Below are 15,475 nucleotides of genomic sequence, written 5' to 3' on the forward strand. Positions count from 1 at the left end.
GAATTGGATGACGACCGCCGGCATCAACATCCTCCTTGTCGACGACGACCTGAAGAACCTGATGGTTCTTGAGACGATACTCGACGCTCCTGACTACCGCCTCATCAAGGCCACCACCCCGGAACAGGCGCTCATGACGCTGATGTCTGAGCCATGTGCCGCGATCATCCTGGATGTGCAGATGCCAGGCATGACCGGCATCGAGCTCGCCCAGCTCATCAAGCAGCGGCGGAAGACGCAGAACATTCCCATCCTCTTCCTCACGGCCCACTATTATGAGGAGGAGCACATCGTGCTCGGCTACGGCGCGGGCGCGGTGGACTACATCACGAAGCCGGTAAATCCGGCCATCCTCCGCTCGAAGGTGGGTGTGTTCGTCGATCTCTACCGGAAGACGGATGCCCTGACAAAGCTGAATGACACGCTGCAGGCGGAGATTCAGGAACGTGAGGCCGCAGAGGAGAGATTCCGCTTTGTCGTGGAGGCCAGTCCCACGGCGATGGTGGTGACCGGGACGGATGAGAAAATCGTGCTGGTGAACTCACGTGCGGAGAGCCTGCTCGGCTTCACCCGCGATGAATTGCTGGGAGAATCCATACGCCTGCTCATTCCGGAAGGTCTGGCCTACGAACCCAGCACGCTCACCGCGCCGAATCTCAGCCCCCCCACCGAGCTGCTGCTCCGCCGGAAGGATGGCACGCAGGTCCCGGTGGAAGTGGGCCTCAGCCAGTTCGAATCCAGCAAAGGCGCGTTCCTCATTGCCTCCGTGGCGGACATCACCTTCAGGAAGCAGGCCGAGGCCGCCTTGATGGCCACCAACCGCGAGCTGGCCATCAAGAATGTGGAACTGGAACGCAGTGCAGAGGAAAAGACACGCCGCATCCTCGCAGAAGCTGCGCGCGCCGAGGCCGAAGCAGCAAACCAGGCGAAGGACCGCTTCCTCGCCATGCTCTCCCACGAGCTGCGCACGCCGCTCTCGCCCGTACTGCATGCCGTGGCCATCATCCGCGAAGAATACAAGCTGGAAGAGGCCGTGCGTGACCTGCTGGATACCATCCAGCGAAATGTGCAACTCGAAGCCAGGCTCATCGATGACCTGCTGGACCTCGCGCGCATTCGCAATGGAAAGATGCAGCTCCACCTGGAGAATCTGGACCTGCACACCCTGCTGCAGCGCTCGGTGGAAATCTGCCGCCCGGACCTTCAAAAGAAAAACATCCATCTCAACCTGAGCGTGGGGGCTGCGAACAGTCACAGCGTGGCCGATGCAGCACGCATCCAGCAAATCTTCTGCAACCTCATTGGCAACGCCATCAAGTTCTCCCCTCCCGACTCCAACCTGACGATCAGCACCAACAACTCGGATGACGGGAAGATGGTGGAGGTCCACTTCCGGGACCTCGGCGTGGGCATCGCGCCGGAGCGCATCACGCGCATCTTCGATGCCTTTGAGCAGGCTCATGGAGACCGGTCCACGGGCCTTGGCCTTGGGCTCGCCATCTGTCGCGCGCTGGTGGAGGGCCATCGTGGAACCATCTCGGCCTCTAGCGGCGGTCCGGACCGTGGCAGTGTGTTCACTGTGGGACTGCCTGCGGCTTCCACCACGGCGAAACCAGCACATGCGAAGCCTGCGGCAGATGCGGAGTCTCCGCTGTCCCTGCGTCTCCTCGTGGTGGAAGACCATCAAGACACTGCCGTGCAGCTCAAACGCCTGCTCACCCGCCGCGGCTACGCAGTAGAGCTGGCCTCCAGTGTAGCCGGTGCGATGGAACTGATGCAGCGCTCCGACTTCGATGTGCTGGTGAGCGACATCGGCCTGCCCGATGGCGAGGGGCTGCAACTCATGCAGCCCTTCATCCAGGCAGCGGGCTCACGTTCGACTGCTGGCGTGGCGCTGAGTGGTTATGGCATGGCGGAGGATATCGCACTGAGTGAGAAGGCTGGCTTCGACTATCACCTCACCAAGCCGGTGGATATTGGCGAGCTGGACAAGTGCCTGCACAGTCTCTCCGCGAAGTTCCAGCCGGTGCAGACGAGGGCGAGTTGAGGGAGCAACGTAGCTCGCGAGTCCCTTCGCGAGTGGTACGCCGATCTCGCGAAGGGACTCGCGAGCTACGTTGAGCTACGCGCCATCAATCGAGAGGAGGTGCGGTGCAGGCGGTGCACGCCGCAAGCGCTTCGCGCAAGGTGGTACACGGAGACATACACTCCACACAGAACGAGCTGTATAAACTCACGAGACGTCTCAACCGAAAAGAGACCGCCGCACTCCATCACCACGCATTCCGCACGACACTCCCCTTCGTGCCATTCGCCCAGTGGATGCATCCATCGATATTTTTTCGATCACGTTCTTCTTAAAAATTGCCTGCGGTTGAATGCCACAGGCCCCTTCCCCGTCGATTCAGATAGAGAGAACAAACAACCCCAAATACTGAATCATGAAAATTCTACCCCGACCGTTTACGGCGTTGCTGGCGGCCACGATTGCGTTGGCCCTCACTGGCGGCGACCTGATGGCGGCCAAAAAAGACAAGGACAAGGGCGGCGGCAATGACCGCAAGGGCAAGAAGGAACAGGTGCAGCGACGAAGCGGCGGTGGCGGCGGCGGAGACCGCAGCCCGCGCGTGGCACATTCCAAGCCCGCTGCTCCGAAACCTGAACATCGTGTGGCGGCTCGCTCCGCGCAGAAGCCGAAAGCAGACAAGCCTTCCTCGCGTGACCGCAAGCATGATACCACCCGCCTGGCCGTGCAGCGCTCCTCGAAGGGACGCGACGACAATGCCCGCAAACGCTCCGAAGATATCGCGCGCCATCAACTGGCGTCCTCCTCGGCTGCCTCCCGGGCCCGCGCTGCTGACGCGAACCGCAAGTCCATCGAACGTTCGCAGAACGTCGCCAAGGCTCGTGAGCGTGGTAACAATGACCGGGATCGTGCCCGTGTCGCCGCAGCCAGCCGCGACGTGAACCGCAATCGTGCGGACGTGCGCCGTGACGTGAGTCGCGACCGCGCTGACGTGCGTCGTGAAATCGACCGTCGCAATATCGGCACCGTGGCGAGCAGTGCGGTGAATCGTGACCGTGACCGTGATGGCGATCGCCGCACGCGTTCCCATCGTGACCGTAGTCACTATACGGAGCGTCATGACCACGATCACAACCACAACTACGACTGGTACCGCAGCAATGGCTACTACTACGACCACGACTACTACCGGACCTACCACAGGCACCGCTACTACAACGACAGCCTGGGTGTGTTCCTCTTCTCACTGACGGCACCCCCTGCCTATGTGTATGAGTCCACCCCCTATGCGTATGACTCCACGCCCAACTACTACAGTGGGTATGGATATCAAACGCGCGTAGCGGTTCAAGAGGAGCTGGCTCGCGCAGGTTACTATGATGGCACCCTGGACGGCGTCATCGGACCCGGCACCCGCTCGGCCATCTATGCGTATCAGCAGGACTACGGCTTGTACGCTTCCGGTCAAATCGACGACCAGTTGCTGCAGTCGCTGGGTCTGACGAGCTACTAACGGCTCATTTCACAGCTATTTCATAAACCCAACATCGCAGGGCAGGCGCGGAGACGTGCCTGCCTTGTTTTTGTTTCTACTCCTCTGTTCAAGAGGACGGTGGTTTGCACATGGGATTCAACACAGAGACACAAAGACACGGAAACACAGAGGATTTGTAGAGAAGGCGAGAGAGCGCTGTCCGTGACAAAGCTGGCATCCCCTCTGTCTCCCCCTAAAAAAATATCCGTGTCTTTGTGTCTCCGTGTCTCTGTGTTGAAATCCCTGACACAAAACGAAGCTTTCCATTCCCCAACGCGTTCGCTAAACTCGCCCGCATGAACCGCAAACCCGCATCCGAATTCGACCAGGAATTGCTCGATCTCTATGACGACTATGCGCACAGCCGCATCGACCGCCGTGGTTTTCTCGACCGTGCCTCGAAGTTTGCCGTGGGCGGCATGACGGCAGCGGCGCTGCTGGAAGCGCTCAGCCCGAACTACGCTTGGGCGCAGCAGGTACCCAAGGATGATGCACGCATCAAGGCGGAGTATGCCGAGTACGAGTCCCCGAAGGGTGGCGGCAAGATGCGTGGCTTGCTGGTGACGCCCGCGAATGCGAGCGGGAAGCTGCCGGGCATCATCGTGGTGCATGAGAACCGCGGGCTGAATCCGTACGTCGAGGATGTGGCGCGCCGCCTGGGTGTCGCAGGTTTTGTGGCCTTCGCGCCGGATGCGCTCACACCACTGGGTGGCTATCCCGGGGATGATGAGAAGGGCAAGGAACTGCAGGCCAAACGTTCCGGCGACGAGATGGTGGAGGACTTCATTGCCGCAGCGCAGTGGCTGCAGAAGAATCCCGCGTGCGATGGCAAGATCGGCGTGGTGGGCTTCTGCTTCGGCGGACTGATGGCGAACACCCTGGCCGTACGCATCCCGGATGTGATCAAGGCGGCGGTGCCTTTCTATGGACGCCAGCCTTCCGCAGCGGATGTGGCGAAGATCAAGGCGCCCCTGCTGCTGCACTATGCGGAGCTGGATACCCGCGTGAATGAGGGCTGGCCCGCGTACGAAGCCGCGCTGAAGGAGAACAACGTGAAGTACACCGCACATATGTATCCCGGTGCGAACCACGGCTTCCACAACGACACCACTCCCCGCTATGACAAGGCGGCAGCGGAACTCGCGTGGACACGCACGCTGGAGTTCTTCAACAAAACGCTCAAGGGGTGAGAGCCATGGCTGCGGGCAGAGAGCAGGGGTGTTGTGCGCAGCAGTCAGGGTCCCTTATCTGAGAGTCTTGTGACATATTCGACACAAACAAATAACCACACCCCGTCATAAAAACGGATTCCACGTTACGCGACGCACTTTTGAGTGCGGTGAGCATCATGCTTTGGCAGGGGGGCCAAACCGGGAGTTCCAAGCATACCTTCCGCTCCAATCCACCTGGGAGGTGGCAGTCAGATTACTCATGTCGCTGGCGGCTGCCACCCCACGCGGTGATGCTCACGTGCCCAAAAGCGCTCCACGCGAGGAGCTCTATCCCACAGCTCCTGCACATACCGACCTGATTCCGCCACGAGGCATTCGTGGTGAGATCCTTAAGGTTTTACCCGCGCACAGAGGATGCCAGCCCAACCTTTTTAGTTCCACATACCGTTTAGGATGAAGAAGTAACGCCAGCAGGCCACTTACCCCTCTCAAAGATGGAGGCGGGAAGGGAGAGGGATTTTGCCCAAAATTGCAAGCAGGCAGCTCAGGATGCCACCCAACGGCAAAACGATTGCCCCTTATTGCAACCATCACATCCTGTGGTAGAATCGCCACTTTGCGCTTTAGAAGGAGCTAAATCAAACACCTAAACCATCGCAACTCTTTGGTTTTCAATATGGAATGTAGCACGAGAGAAGGTTTTCAGAGCGGTCTACTGTGTTTGGGTATCCTACCGTGTGGCTCAAACTTCTGCTCTTCTGTCTTGCAAAATGCATCAAATTAACTTTTATTCAGTAAAGAATGGTGCAATCGCGGGCACTAGGGCATAATGCACAAAACCTCGAAATAAATGACGGACACAAAGCCCACCGAACTTCAACACGCCAAGTGGCGGGTGAACTTCCTCAAGCGCCTGCTCAACACCCACCGTGTTGTCCGTTACATGGACGTCGAGGCTTGGATGTCCCAGGAGGCGGACTTCCTGCATCGACTGCAGAGGGCTGAGGCCGCGCTCGACACCTTGGAGAAGCAGTGCACAGGCTGACGGACCAGCTGGATTAGCAGTCCGGGTCTCAAATTTGAAACAATTGGGCACTAGACAATTTTGCGCATGAACTGCAATATCTGCTCATCGACGCATGAAGGTGTACCACGTGACCATGAATGCTGGCGGCATCGTCCGACTCGGGGCCGATCGGTACACTGCTGATGGCAAGGTGAGATTCTATCAGGGAAACATCCTCCACTCGGAGTTCCCCACGGAAGAGGTGAGCGCCATCAGCGAAGAGCAGGAGGAAGCTGCGACGCCAGGTCTGGTGATGACCGATCTCGTGCTTTTCGGCGGCAGTCGCTCCTAGTCCCAGGCCGGGCCACATCAGCAGCCGGATGGACGCGTGCTTCTGACTTGGCCACGGACCAAGGCTCACCCAAGTCACACGCCCACTCAGGGAAACCGGGAGCCACCGCCCTCCTCCTCGTCATCCTCACTCTCTTCGAGAAGATTCTCCAAGGGGTCCAGTGGGCCGATGGGCGGAGGAAACCCCTGACCCATCCTGCCTGCTGGCGAGATGGGGCCATCGCGATCGCGATTGTGATGGGACTCATCTTCGTCGCTGTAGGCGTAAGCCAGATCCTCCGGCGTGATGCGCCCCGCCTCATCCAGGGTCTCCAGTACCTTGAAGGCAAATCCGGGCGTGATACGGAAGGCATCCGCATCTGCGATGGCCATGTGTATCATCGCCGCATTATGCTCCGTGAGCTGGGCCACCTCACCCAGGGTCAGGATGGTACCGACCGGACAGAGGAGCTCCTCGGGCGACTTGAGGGTTTCGAAGTACATGGCACGTCACCTGTCCCCTCTATCTCCCTCGCCTGGTGAGGACTTGTGCTTCGCGTGCTGGCGGCGGTCCGTTTTCATCGAGCGACCCATGTCATCGCTCTCGCTGAATTGGCCTTCCTTCGTCCGGCGTTGGAAGCGCTTGTCGCCCTTGTGCGGTTCGTTGAGTTCTCGTTTCATGAACTCTGGATCGCATCATTGGAATCATCTGGACCCCCGTGCAAGTTGCCCTCATTGAGCATCTACCCGCGCGCGGTGTCTGCTACACCCCTGCCCTACCGCCACTCTGGCGATACGATAGCGCCCCTCTAACATAATGATGGATAATCACAAAGCCGTCTCCGCCTCGCACATTGCACACATCTGCATGCAACTTCATGCACCAAATGGATTCACCTTGGGTGAAGCCCTCTCCGCAGTAGGCGATGCATCCCCGGGTCTCATCCTCGGATTCACCTCCTGCTGGACTGCCCTGCGCAACCAAGGAAAAATCCGCCTCATCTGCGGCGAGCCCGCGCGCTACGCGTATGCGGGGAAATAGATGAATTCATAAGATAAGCAAGCCGCGCACAGATGGCATGACGCGGTTGAGGCCCTCCTCATCAGCACCTGAGAGGCGCGATGCTGCGGGCGAACCCAGTGATTTATTTGGTGCCGCATGGCGATGAATTCTCGCGAGCGGGTTCCACGTTGTGCGTTACGGAGTCACCCACGTTCTCTCATCCGGCAGAAGACAGATCCGGCATCTCGCTCCATTCCACGGGAAACTTTCCCAGCGCCTCCCGCGCCTCCTCCAGACGCGCGTGGCAATCACGGTACTCCGGCGTGTCCACCCCGTGGGAGCCTGGCCATCCCCGAGCAATCGCGGCAGCAATGGTCGCGCACTTCAAGCGCCAGCGCGCCATGCGGTAAGCTTCGAGGTTTTCAGGGCTGGGCTCCATGTGGATGCAGATGCGACTCAGATGCAGAAATCTCACGTGCGTAAGGATGAGGCACGTCATAGACCGGAAATATCGTGTGCCTATTCACCCCTGCACCATGACTTTCGTGTGAATATGAATGTTCCAAAACGCGCAGATAACGTGCCGAAAAAGGGCCGTGGGCCGGTTTTACGAAGGGGAAGCGTATCGATATATTCATTTGAATATATCGTAAAGGCTGCCCGCAAAGCGTTATCACTCCGCAATTTCCGCACACTTTCCCCAGTGAGCGAGCCTATTTTGTCTGCCATTGCAAAAAAAGTGCGATATTAACAACATTGTTAATGGCGCAGCGGGGCAAGTCGGGAACCTTTGCATTATGCAGTTGTCAGAATTTGAAATGCAAGCCGCTGAGCGCATCGCCAACCTCATCCAAAGAAGGCCCAAGCTGGGCGATGACGAAGCGGCGCTGGCATGCCTTGTGGGCATGACGCCCTACCACCTGACTCGATGCTTCCTGCAGTACCACGGTGCCTCCCTCCGCCAGTTCGCCCACGACACCCACCGCGACTCTGACCGATGCCAGAAGGCCACCGCAGACTGGGTGTTGCTGGCGCTGTAGTCGTGTCGTTGAAAGCGGGATGGAGGAAGGCCACTCCCGCAGCGGACAAACGCTGCCCCGTCCGCAGACCCTTGGCACACCGATACTCTTTGGGTGCCATGAAAAAATACCACATCACGTTGACCATTGGAGTGTCGACTTATTTGGACGCCGAAGCGTGGAGCCAGCGCGACTCGGCGATCTGTTTCATGAATCACGGCCAGATTGTCGCTTGGTACGCCCGCGCCACGGTGCGCAAGATTGAGGACTGCACGCACGGACCACCGTGCAAATCTGAGTACCAGGCGGCAGCTTAGCGACACGTGAGCGCTTCCACGTTCCATAGCGGAACCACCACGGTGGCTCGCCCGCTCGCAACCTCCGGAAGAAACAGAGCAAGAAATCACCTTCGATGGGTCTTCGTCGGAGCGCACGGGTTGAATAAACATCCTGCTCAACGTTGCTCAATCTCAGCATTGCCATCGCAAGCTGGATGTGAGACACTGGGCCTTGGATGACCAGGAAATATAAAATCCTGCACCAGGATGGCACCAGTTTCGAGGCCGAGGGGGAGCTCTCGGAGTGGAACGGGAGGCGCGTGGTGCTGGACGGCGAGGGCAAGCCTTGGCTGCTGCTGGTGGACAGCGATATCGTCACGGAGATGGGAGCGGAAGAGGCACGCGAAGTGATTCTGGTAGGGCACGGCTCGTGATGAAGCGCGAAGTGGAGAGAGCCGCCGGACACCGGTGACACGGCCTGATGCCACGCTCAGCCAAGCATCCGCCACGCTGCGACCAAACATGCAATCCGGGGCGAAGATTTGGCCTGCCTCACCTACCAGCCCTTTCCCGAACTCCCTGCCATCGAAGCCCTTGGAAATGAACCCTGTGGACGACAGCGACCGGAGTGTCCGCGGTATGCGCCGGTTTCCGAAGCTTCCGGCGATACTCCCCAGACGGAAACGGTGGGCCGGACCGCGCAGCTCCCGGTAGCAGCCTATGCGATGTGGTGATGCAGCAGCGCATCTTGCGCAAGGTGTTCCGTCCCTGTCGCGGCCCTACCTCCCGCCCTGCAGTTCCCGCAGCATCTCCACCACGGCATCCACCATGCGCTCGCCGGTACCGGGTTCGGCATAGCTGTGAAATCCCGTCCACACCTGGTAGCCACCCAGCTGGAAGGCATCCTGGTCCGGGATGTAGCCTATCCAATCATTCGCCAGCTCGGCGATATACGTGTGGCGAAAGGGTGAGCGGTTCTTGATATCCAGCCCCAGCTTGGTGAAGAACTCCGCCGGCACACCCACCATCGCCACGTCTCCTATTACCATGGCCTGTATCCACGTCGTGCACTCCTGCCCCTGCATCGGCCCGAGTTCCTTCCGCATGTTCCGGAAGACACGAGCCGTATCCTCCGCGCGTGTCGGAATGCGTTTCTGGCAGTAGTTCGTGACCGCAGCCTCCTCACGCGCTTCATCGAACTGGCGCACCTTGAAAGTGAAGGACCGCTTCATCGCAGCGATGCGATGCACCTCGCGTGGCTGCGCTCGTGCGAGTGTCTCACTCACGCTCTGCTTCATCTTCGTGATGGCGGTGAGCGAGGGCACAAAGAGATTGTGCGTGGAGCCAGAGGCGCCTTCCAGGAAGGAGACCACACCGCCCATGTCCTGCTCCAGCTCCTGCGCCGCGAGACCGTAGAAGGAAGGCGAGCGCTTCCCACCCGCGCGCAGACCGATGGTGTGTGTGGAGTGATTAAACATCAGCGCGAGCAGTTTCCCCGAGCCATCGCGAAAGGCGAATACCGGCAGCTCCGGGTCGAAGGGACCGGTGGGCCGCACAAAGTCGCCACGCTCACCCGTCCAGTAGATGGTGCCGTCCGAGAGCATCTGCCTGCTGTTCTGCCCGATGGTGTCCTCATGCCCCAGTGCGAAGTGAAACTGGCAGTCCTCCTTCTCCTTCGCGAGATTCGCATCCGCCTTCTGAACTGCTTCGAGTACCTTCTTCTGCACTTCCTTGCAGAAGGTCTCGTTGCGTCCGTAGCCGTGCACCTTCACCGTGCTCGGCGCGTGATGTGTGTGCGTGCAGTTGATGAGCACGTGCGACGCGGGAATGCCGGTGGTCTTTTCAATCTCCGCCACTACGGGATCCAGCAGGTCCCGCGTGATCATGAGGATATCACACGCCACGATCGCCACCTTCGGATGCGGTGCCTTCTCCAGCACCACCGCCACCGCGCGCAGCTCTCCTTCTTGCCCCATCGCCTTTCCAGGGAGAATACTGCCCGCGATTTCCATGGAGTCATCCGCCACGAAACTCACCGCTGCTGCACCCACGCGCAGACCGGGAGGTGTGGACTTCGCGTGGCTCGCGAGAGGCACACTCGCGAAGAACAACGTGCCAAGCAACAGCGGGAAGAAGCAGCGGGAGTTCGTCATCATGGGAAGAACGGGAACAGCTTCTTGATTTCCTCAACGCTGGGCTGGCGTCCGTATTCACAGATTTCAAAGGCCTCGGCAAATTTCACCGCCGCGCCCTTCTCCGGCCCATACCATTTCGCGAGCACTTCGCGGAAGCGATTCGATTCCCCACCCTGGCGGCGCTCCCAGCGCTCACGCAGCCAGCTCATGCGCGCCGCAACGTCTCCGGGAGGCGGCACCGTTTTCACAAACTCCGCACTGCCACTCGCCCCGCCTTCATACGCCTGCGAGGGCATCTCATGGATGGCCTCCAGCTTCTGGTCGAACACATCATCCACCGAGACAATGATGTCCGCCTGGAAGGGATAAGGTTTCTTGAAGAGGTCGCTGGAATACAGGAACAACGGATTCTTCTTCACCGGCGGCACCTCGGGACACACGAAGGGCACCGTCACCATGAAGGCCGCATCCTGCACCAGGATGCCCACATAACGATGATCCGGATGATAGTCCCATGGACGATGCGAAATCACAATGTCCGCCTGCCACTCGCGGATGAGCTTGATGATGGTCTTGCGATTTTCCAGCGAGGGCAGCAGCTCGCCATCGTGGATATCCAGCACCTCCGTGGTCGCCCCCACCACGGCATCCGCCTTCTGCACCTCGGCGAGCCGCCGCTGTGCCAGCGGTCCACCCGCCGACTGCCAGTGGCCGATGTCGCCATTCGTCACGGACACCAGTTTCACATGGTGCCCCAGCTTCGCCCACTTCGCCGCCGTGCCACCCGCCTTGTACTGCGCATCATCCGGATGCGCGCCGAAGACAATGATGCGCAACTTCCCATCCTCCGGCGGTGGTGATGGTTTCGTCATCTCCTTCTCTTGGGAGAAGATATGTGCCTGCAGGAAGAGGTGAACGAGACAAGCCCCCAACAGCGGGAACAGAGGAAGAAAGCGAGTGCGTTTCATAACAATGCGTGTGCAATGATACGCCAATGAACGCGCCGCATTTCCACGAACAGAAACCGGAGGGTAGGCGTGATAAGCCTACGACAAAACGATGCGGCACTTCAAGGAGTGGGGACATTCCTGTTCCCATTGATGGGTGAAATGGTCTGCGGCGGAGAGGTGAGGAGTGATCTTGAGGGCGCGGATGGTGGTGATGTTTTGGAGTGGAGATGAAGTCAGGGACGTACAGTCCACCCATGGGAGCAGGAATGCTCCCACTCCCTGAGAGAAGGCCACGTCTCACGAATGAGCCACCTCGCGTAGTGCATCTACTCCGCGCCTTCTGCCGCCTCTGCATCGAGGTGTTACCACACTCATGTACGTTGCCCGTCCCAACGCCAAACTCTCTTGCTCCTCTGCGTCCTTTGCCTCTCTGCGGCTAACCGGAAACGTCCTTGTGGGGTGAAGAGCGAGTGGAGCACGCTGTGCCGTCAGGCCAGAGGCGCAACGACCACTGTCAGGCCGGAGGCCTAACCTCCTTGGCTGCAAGACAGACTCATGCTTCTCATCCCGTTTGTTGCTGCACTCACACATGCGCACGTTCCACATCCTCACCCTGCTGTTCGCCACCCTCGGCATCGTGACTTCCTCCACTGCCCAGGAATTCAAGGTCGGCGTTGCCAAGGCAGATATCACGCCCACGGAACCCATCCGGCTCGCCGGTTATGCGAGCCGCAACAAACCGCACGAGTCCGTGGAGCAGCCCATATAGGTGAAGGCCCTCGCGCTGCAGGATGCTGCGGGCGACACGTCTATCATCATCACTGCGGACACCATCGGCACACCACGATGGTTCAATGACGCGCTTGCCACTCGCATCGAGCAGGAGCTCAAGGTGCCGCGCGAGCGTTTCCTCTTTGGGAACTCGCACAGCCACTCCACCCCGGTCGTTCACGGCTGCCTCACCACCATGTACGGACTCAACGAAGCCGAGACAAAAGCCGTGGAAAACTACACGAAGATGTTCCTGGAAAAATCCTTCACCGCCGCGTCGGAGGCCGTGAAGAACCTGGAGCCTGCCACGCTCGATTTCGGCAAGAGCGAGGCCACCTTCGCCGGGAATCGACGCCAGTTCGGCCCCAAGGGCGTGGGATTCGGCATCAATCCCAACGGAGCCGTGGAGCACGACGTGCCGGTGCTGCGCGCGACACGGGCGGATGGAAGTGTGAAGGCCATCCTCTTCGGTTATGCGTGCCACTGCACCACACCGGGCGCAGGACCGGAAGTGAGCGGCGACTGGGCCGGGCATGCCATGGCAAATCTTGAGCAGACCTACGCAGGCTGCACCGCGCTCTTCATCACCGGCTGTGGTGCCGATGCCAATCCGAATCCACGCGGCTCCATCATCCTCGCGCGTGCGCATGGCCTGCATCTCGCCGGCGCCGTGGCCCGCTCCCTCACCGCACCCATGCGCCCGGTGAAGGGCGCCATCACCGCCGGCTTCGACCGTGCCGACCTGCCTCTCGCTCCCCTGCCCGACCGCGCTTATTACGAATCGAAGCTGCAGGACAAAGCACCCGCCGTGCAGCGTTATGCGCAGGACCACCTGGCGAAGATGGATCGCGGTGAGAAGCTTATCACCTCCTATGCCGCGCCCGTGCAGGTGCTGCGTTTTGGAAACGCCTTCACCATGATTGGACTCAGCGGTGAGACGTGTGTGGACTACGCCCTGCGCCTGCGCCGCGAACTACCTGACGAGCGCCTCTGGATCGCAGGTTATTGCAATGACGTCTTCGCCTATGTACCCTCCATGCGCATTCTCACCGAGGGCGGTTATGAGGCAGACTTCAGCATGTTCTACTACGGCTTCCCCACGCGCTTCGCACCCGAGGTAGAAAATACACTGGTGAATAAAGCATTGGAACTGGTGAAGAAGACGGCGACGCCGTGAGCGAGTGGGACGGATGGGAAACCACTAATGAACACTAACGGGACACTAATAGAGGCGGCTGACGTGCGGAGAACTTTCTGCATTCGTTACCCAACACCACACGTGGGAATCGCCCCAGATGAAATGGAACCCACTCAACCATTAGTGTCAGTTAGTGTTCATTAGTGGTTTCCTCAACGAACCACCCGCTTCGTCCAGGAAGTGGAAAATGCCTCGGCAGGCAAAGCGCTGGAGTTCGTGAAGAAGGTGGCAGCGCCGTAGGTGTTCAGCTCACGGAACCAGCTCTCAACGGAAGCCGTCTGCCTCTGACCACACCTCCTGAAACGTCAACCCCTGGAACCCGAGGGTTTCATAGGCGTACTTGAACTCATCACCCGGCACCGGCGTCCCTTCCAGACAGAATATCTGACGGGGGCGGTCATGGATTCTGAAAATTGGAGCGTAGAATGATGATGAAACATCAAAGGGCTCAGCGGCTGTTCTCGCCCGAGGCGCAAAATCGAGTGCGTTGATGATGGAGAACCATGTGTCCCCAGCCTGAGCGGCCAGAATTTCGCAGCCTCCAATGCTAAACACATAGTACATGTCCTCGCTGCTCTCCCACGCGGCATCCGTGAAGGCCACCGCATCCTCTCCACAGGCGTACAACTGGGCCCCCGGGCATTCCTGCTCCACTGTACCTACAAAAGGCTCGTCTGGCCATAGTGAGGCCAAGGGCTGGCCGTCAAAGGCCTCGACGATGCTGCCTGCCCCTGGAAGGGTAATAGCCAGCTTCGGGCAGCCGGGAGAGAATCCAATTCTGTAGAGTCGCTTCACAAATACTTCTACACAGAGTGTCTAAAGTCCGGGTGCCGTGCAAGCCTCTTCCTTTCGGGGCCGATGAGATTCCACGACCGCAATACATCCCTGTTCGCCCTATTACGCTGCTTGCATGGTTGAACGACTGAAGGGAGCCTGCGCTCAGGCATCAGCCACACCCTTCTGCACCTCATACCGCATCTCCACCATGGTGCTCCCCATCTGGCGCACCGACATCAGCTTCAAATGTGGACTCAGCACCCGGCGAGGAAACAACGGCTTCCCCTTTCCCAAGGTAACTGAACCAATCTGCAAGATGAGTTCATCCAACAAGCCCGCATCATAGAACTGACCCGCGAGATCACCCCCGCCCACGACCCAGATGTTCTTGTCGCCCGCAGCAGCACGCATCTCGGCATGCACTTGACGCACATCACCACGGACAAATCGGATGTCCGCACCCTCAATGAGCGGAAGCTCCCGACTGGTGAATATCCACGTGGGCTGCGTGTAAGGCCACGGAGAGCCCACTTCCGCAATCACCTTGTCTGCATTGCGCAGCATCCATTCATACGTGGTCGATCCCATGGCCAGCGCGCCAATCTCCGCGATGAACGCCGGATAGCTGGACTCACCCAACTCACCCAGAGGAAAGAGCCACTCCAGCGAGTCATCTTCCGTGGCAATGAATCCATCCAGGCTGGTGGCGGTGTAGTACTGGGTTTTCATGATTCCTTTCTCAACAGTCAAGACTTCCATCGTGCACTTCGTCCCTCGATGGCCGGGTCGTGCGGCGCAACAAGGATTGATACCTTGCGTTCATACGCCGTGCTCAAATCGTCAACCGCGTCCGCGCGGAATCTCAATTCATAGCATGAACGGCCGCAATCGTTGATAACGCCGATTCTTGTCCTCGTGATGACAACGCACGCCTCGCGAATCCGGTCTCGTGGAAGACCAACTTTCGCCATTTGCTCCGCAAACTGCTGCGCCGCCAGCCGATGAGCAAAAACGGCTGCCGGAGATGCTTCATCCACAGCAGCCTCACCAAGCAAGTCGAACACGTGAGGCTCTGCTTCCGAGACCAGAAACCCAAACAACCAGTAGCCCCCGAAGTCAGAGTTCCGACTGGTAAAAGTTCCCAGGAAATTGTGCAGGACACCCGCAATGACTCGGCGACTTGGCATGGTCTGACGTTCACTTTTCACGCGCCTTCTGGAAAGAACCAGCGCAAACATCAGTGTTGGTTAGTGTCCATCAGTGGTTCCTCTCCGAA

19 protein-coding genes are annotated in these 15,475 nt (G+C 59.1%); 11 read left to right on the plus strand and 8 right to left on the minus strand.

What is annotated here, in order from left to right; translation table 11 throughout:
* The first annotated feature begins 7 nt into the window (after positions 1-7).
* The 5 genes from G5S37_RS18880 (at position 8) to G5S37_RS18900 (ending at position 6,090) form a co-directional block, all read left to right on the plus strand.
* The gene (locus G5S37_RS18880; protein WP_165206006.1) at positions 8-2,047 is read left to right on the plus strand and encodes a response regulator; all 2,040 of its coding nucleotides are present in this window, start codon (positions 8-10) and stop codon (positions 2,045-2,047) included.
* 394 nt (positions 2,048-2,441) lie between these two features.
* On the plus strand, positions 2,442-3,539 hold the full coding sequence (locus G5S37_RS32360) for a peptidoglycan-binding protein (protein ID WP_206026053.1): 1,098 nt from the start codon (positions 2,442-2,444) through the stop codon (positions 3,537-3,539).
* Between the two features lie 317 nt (positions 3,540-3,856).
* Positions 3,857-4,750 carry a dienelactone hydrolase family protein gene (locus tag G5S37_RS18890; protein ID WP_165206007.1) on the plus strand — a complete coding sequence of 298 codons (894 nt, stop codon included), beginning with the start codon at positions 3,857-3,859 and terminating at the stop codon, positions 4,748-4,750.
* An 832-nt stretch (positions 4,751-5,582) separates the two neighbouring features.
* Positions 5,583-5,777: a hypothetical protein gene (locus tag G5S37_RS18895; RefSeq protein WP_165206008.1), complete on the plus strand. Its 195-nt coding sequence runs from the start codon at positions 5,583-5,585 to the stop codon at positions 5,775-5,777.
* 94 nt (positions 5,778-5,871) lie between these two features.
* Complete coding sequence (locus tag G5S37_RS18900) at positions 5,872-6,090, plus strand: hypothetical protein (RefSeq protein WP_165206009.1); 219 nt, start codon at positions 5,872-5,874, stop codon at positions 6,088-6,090.
* A gap of 86 nt (positions 6,091-6,176) precedes the next feature.
* On the opposite strand, the gene G5S37_RS18905 is transcribed toward G5S37_RS18900, so the two are convergent.
* Both G5S37_RS18905 and G5S37_RS18910 read right to left on the minus strand, forming a co-directional pair.
* On the minus strand, positions 6,177-6,572 hold the full coding sequence (locus G5S37_RS18905) for a hypothetical protein (RefSeq protein WP_165206010.1): 396 nt from the start codon (positions 6,570-6,572) through the stop codon (positions 6,177-6,179).
* Positions 6,573-6,578: 6 nt separating this feature from the next.
* Positions 6,579-6,749: a hypothetical protein gene (locus tag G5S37_RS18910; protein ID WP_165206011.1), complete on the minus strand. Its 171-nt coding sequence runs from the start codon at positions 6,747-6,749 to the stop codon at positions 6,579-6,581.
* 187 nt (positions 6,750-6,936) lie between these two features.
* On the opposite strand from G5S37_RS18910, the gene G5S37_RS18915 reads away from it, so the two are divergent.
* Positions 6,937-7,110, plus strand: coding sequence for a hypothetical protein (locus G5S37_RS18915; protein WP_165206012.1), 174 nt, complete (start codon positions 6,937-6,939; stop codon positions 7,108-7,110).
* A 178-nt stretch (positions 7,111-7,288) separates the two neighbouring features.
* Here G5S37_RS18915 and G5S37_RS18920 read toward each other — a convergent pair whose 3' ends face one another.
* On the minus strand, positions 7,289-7,510 hold the full coding sequence (locus G5S37_RS18920; protein ID WP_165206013.1) for a hypothetical protein: 222 nt from the start codon (positions 7,508-7,510) through the stop codon (positions 7,289-7,291).
* A gap of 379 nt (positions 7,511-7,889) precedes the next feature.
* On the opposite strand from G5S37_RS18920, the gene G5S37_RS18925 reads away from it, so the two are divergent.
* From G5S37_RS18925 to G5S37_RS18935, 3 genes are all read left to right on the plus strand, one after another.
* Entirely contained in the window at positions 7,890-8,111 is a 222-nt protein-coding gene (locus G5S37_RS18925; RefSeq protein WP_165206014.1) for a hypothetical protein, read from the plus strand.
* 98 nt (positions 8,112-8,209) lie between these two features.
* The gene (locus G5S37_RS18930; protein WP_165206015.1) at positions 8,210-8,407 is read left to right on the plus strand and encodes a hypothetical protein; all 198 of its coding nucleotides are present in this window, start codon (positions 8,210-8,212) and stop codon (positions 8,405-8,407) included.
* 197 nt (positions 8,408-8,604) lie between these two features.
* Positions 8,605-8,802 (plus strand): hypothetical protein, encoded by a 198-nt coding sequence (locus G5S37_RS18935; RefSeq protein ID WP_165206016.1) that lies wholly within the window; start codon positions 8,605-8,607, stop codon positions 8,800-8,802.
* Between the two features lie 345 nt (positions 8,803-9,147).
* Here the strand turns inward: G5S37_RS18935 and G5S37_RS18945 are convergent, their stop codons facing one another.
* Entirely contained in the window at positions 9,148-10,524 is a 1,377-nt protein-coding gene (locus G5S37_RS18945; protein ID WP_165206018.1) for a hypothetical protein, read from the minus strand.
* A complete protein-coding gene (locus tag G5S37_RS18950) occupies positions 10,521-11,471 on the minus strand; it encodes a PIG-L family deacetylase (protein WP_206026054.1) in 951 nt (316 codons plus the stop codon). The genes G5S37_RS18945 and G5S37_RS18950 overlap by 4 nt, the downstream gene beginning before the upstream one ends.
* Before the next feature lie 571 nt (positions 11,472-12,042).
* Between G5S37_RS18950 and G5S37_RS18955 the strand changes: the two genes are divergently transcribed.
* Positions 12,043-12,222: a hypothetical protein gene (locus tag G5S37_RS18955; protein WP_165206019.1), complete on the plus strand. Its 180-nt coding sequence runs from the start codon at positions 12,043-12,045 to the stop codon at positions 12,220-12,222.
* Positions 12,223-13,401 carry a hypothetical protein gene (locus G5S37_RS18960; RefSeq protein ID WP_165206020.1) on the plus strand — a complete coding sequence of 393 codons (1,179 nt, stop codon included), beginning with the start codon at positions 12,223-12,225 and terminating at the stop codon, positions 13,399-13,401.
* A 285-nt stretch (positions 13,402-13,686) separates the two neighbouring features.
* On the opposite strand, the gene G5S37_RS18965 is transcribed toward G5S37_RS18960, so the two are convergent.
* The 3 genes from G5S37_RS18965 to G5S37_RS18975 form a co-directional block, all read right to left on the minus strand.
* On the minus strand, positions 13,687-14,217 hold the full coding sequence (locus G5S37_RS18965; protein WP_165206021.1) for a hypothetical protein: 531 nt from the start codon (positions 14,215-14,217) through the stop codon (positions 13,687-13,689).
* A gap of 144 nt (positions 14,218-14,361) precedes the next feature.
* A complete protein-coding gene (locus tag G5S37_RS18970; RefSeq protein WP_165206022.1) occupies positions 14,362-14,928 on the minus strand; it encodes a dihydrofolate reductase family protein in 567 nt (188 codons plus the stop codon).
* Positions 14,929-14,945: 17 nt separating this feature from the next.
* Positions 14,946-15,437, minus strand: a complete 492-nt coding sequence (locus G5S37_RS18975; protein ID WP_165206023.1) for a hypothetical protein — start codon at positions 15,435-15,437, stop codon at positions 14,946-14,948.
* Positions 15,438-15,475: the final 38 nt, after the last annotated feature.

It is taken from the genome of Roseimicrobium sp. ORNL1, from assembly GCF_011044495.1.
Taxonomy (GTDB): Bacteria; Verrucomicrobiota; Verrucomicrobiia; order Verrucomicrobiales; family Verrucomicrobiaceae; genus Roseimicrobium.

What these genes read in the sequence shown, in the direction of transcription:
- G5S37_RS18880 (WP_165206006.1), top strand. Translation starts at nt 8, where the DNA reads ATGACGACCGCCGGCATCAACATCCTCCTTGTCGACGACGACCTGAAG.
- G5S37_RS18900 (WP_165206009.1), top strand. Translation starts at nt 5,872, where the DNA reads ATGAAGGTGTACCACGTGACCATGAATGCTGGCGGCATCGTCCGACTC.
- G5S37_RS18950 (WP_206026054.1), bottom strand. Translation starts at nt 11,471, where the DNA reads ATGAAACGCACTCGCTTTCTTCCTCTGTTCCCGCTGTTGGGGGCTTGT.
- G5S37_RS18945 (WP_165206018.1), bottom strand. Translation starts at nt 10,524, where the DNA reads ATGATGACGAACTCCCGCTGCTTCTTCCCGCTGTTGCTTGGCACGTTG.
- G5S37_RS18925 (WP_165206014.1), top strand. Translation starts at nt 7,890, where the DNA reads ATGCAAGCCGCTGAGCGCATCGCCAACCTCATCCAAAGAAGGCCCAAG.
- G5S37_RS18935 (WP_165206016.1), top strand. Translation starts at nt 8,605, where the DNA reads ATGACCAGGAAATATAAAATCCTGCACCAGGATGGCACCAGTTTCGAG.
- G5S37_RS18905 (WP_165206010.1), bottom strand. Translation starts at nt 6,572, where the DNA reads ATGTACTTCGAAACCCTCAAGTCGCCCGAGGAGCTCCTCTGTCCGGTC.
- G5S37_RS18920 (WP_165206013.1), bottom strand. Translation starts at nt 7,510, where the DNA reads ATGGAGCCCAGCCCTGAAAACCTCGAAGCTTACCGCATGGCGCGCTGG.
- G5S37_RS18895 (WP_165206008.1), top strand. Translation starts at nt 5,583, where the DNA reads ATGACGGACACAAAGCCCACCGAACTTCAACACGCCAAGTGGCGGGTG.
- G5S37_RS32360 (WP_206026053.1), top strand. Translation starts at nt 2,442, where the DNA reads ATGAAAATTCTACCCCGACCGTTTACGGCGTTGCTGGCGGCCACGATT.
- G5S37_RS18910 (WP_165206011.1), bottom strand. Translation starts at nt 6,749, where the DNA reads ATGAAACGAGAACTCAACGAACCGCACAAGGGCGACAAGCGCTTCCAA.
- G5S37_RS18930 (WP_165206015.1), top strand. Translation starts at nt 8,210, where the DNA reads ATGAAAAAATACCACATCACGTTGACCATTGGAGTGTCGACTTATTTG.
- G5S37_RS18975 (WP_165206023.1), bottom strand. Translation starts at nt 15,437, where the DNA reads ATGTTTGCGCTGGTTCTTTCCAGAAGGCGCGTGAAAAGTGAACGTCAG.
- G5S37_RS18970 (WP_165206022.1), bottom strand. Translation starts at nt 14,928, where the DNA reads ATGAAAACCCAGTACTACACCGCCACCAGCCTGGATGGATTCATTGCC.
- G5S37_RS18890 (WP_165206007.1), top strand. Translation starts at nt 3,857, where the DNA reads ATGAACCGCAAACCCGCATCCGAATTCGACCAGGAATTGCTCGATCTC.
- G5S37_RS18955 (WP_165206019.1), top strand. Translation starts at nt 12,043, where the DNA reads ATGCGCACGTTCCACATCCTCACCCTGCTGTTCGCCACCCTCGGCATC.
- G5S37_RS18915 (WP_165206012.1), top strand. Translation starts at nt 6,937, where the DNA reads ATGCAACTTCATGCACCAAATGGATTCACCTTGGGTGAAGCCCTCTCC.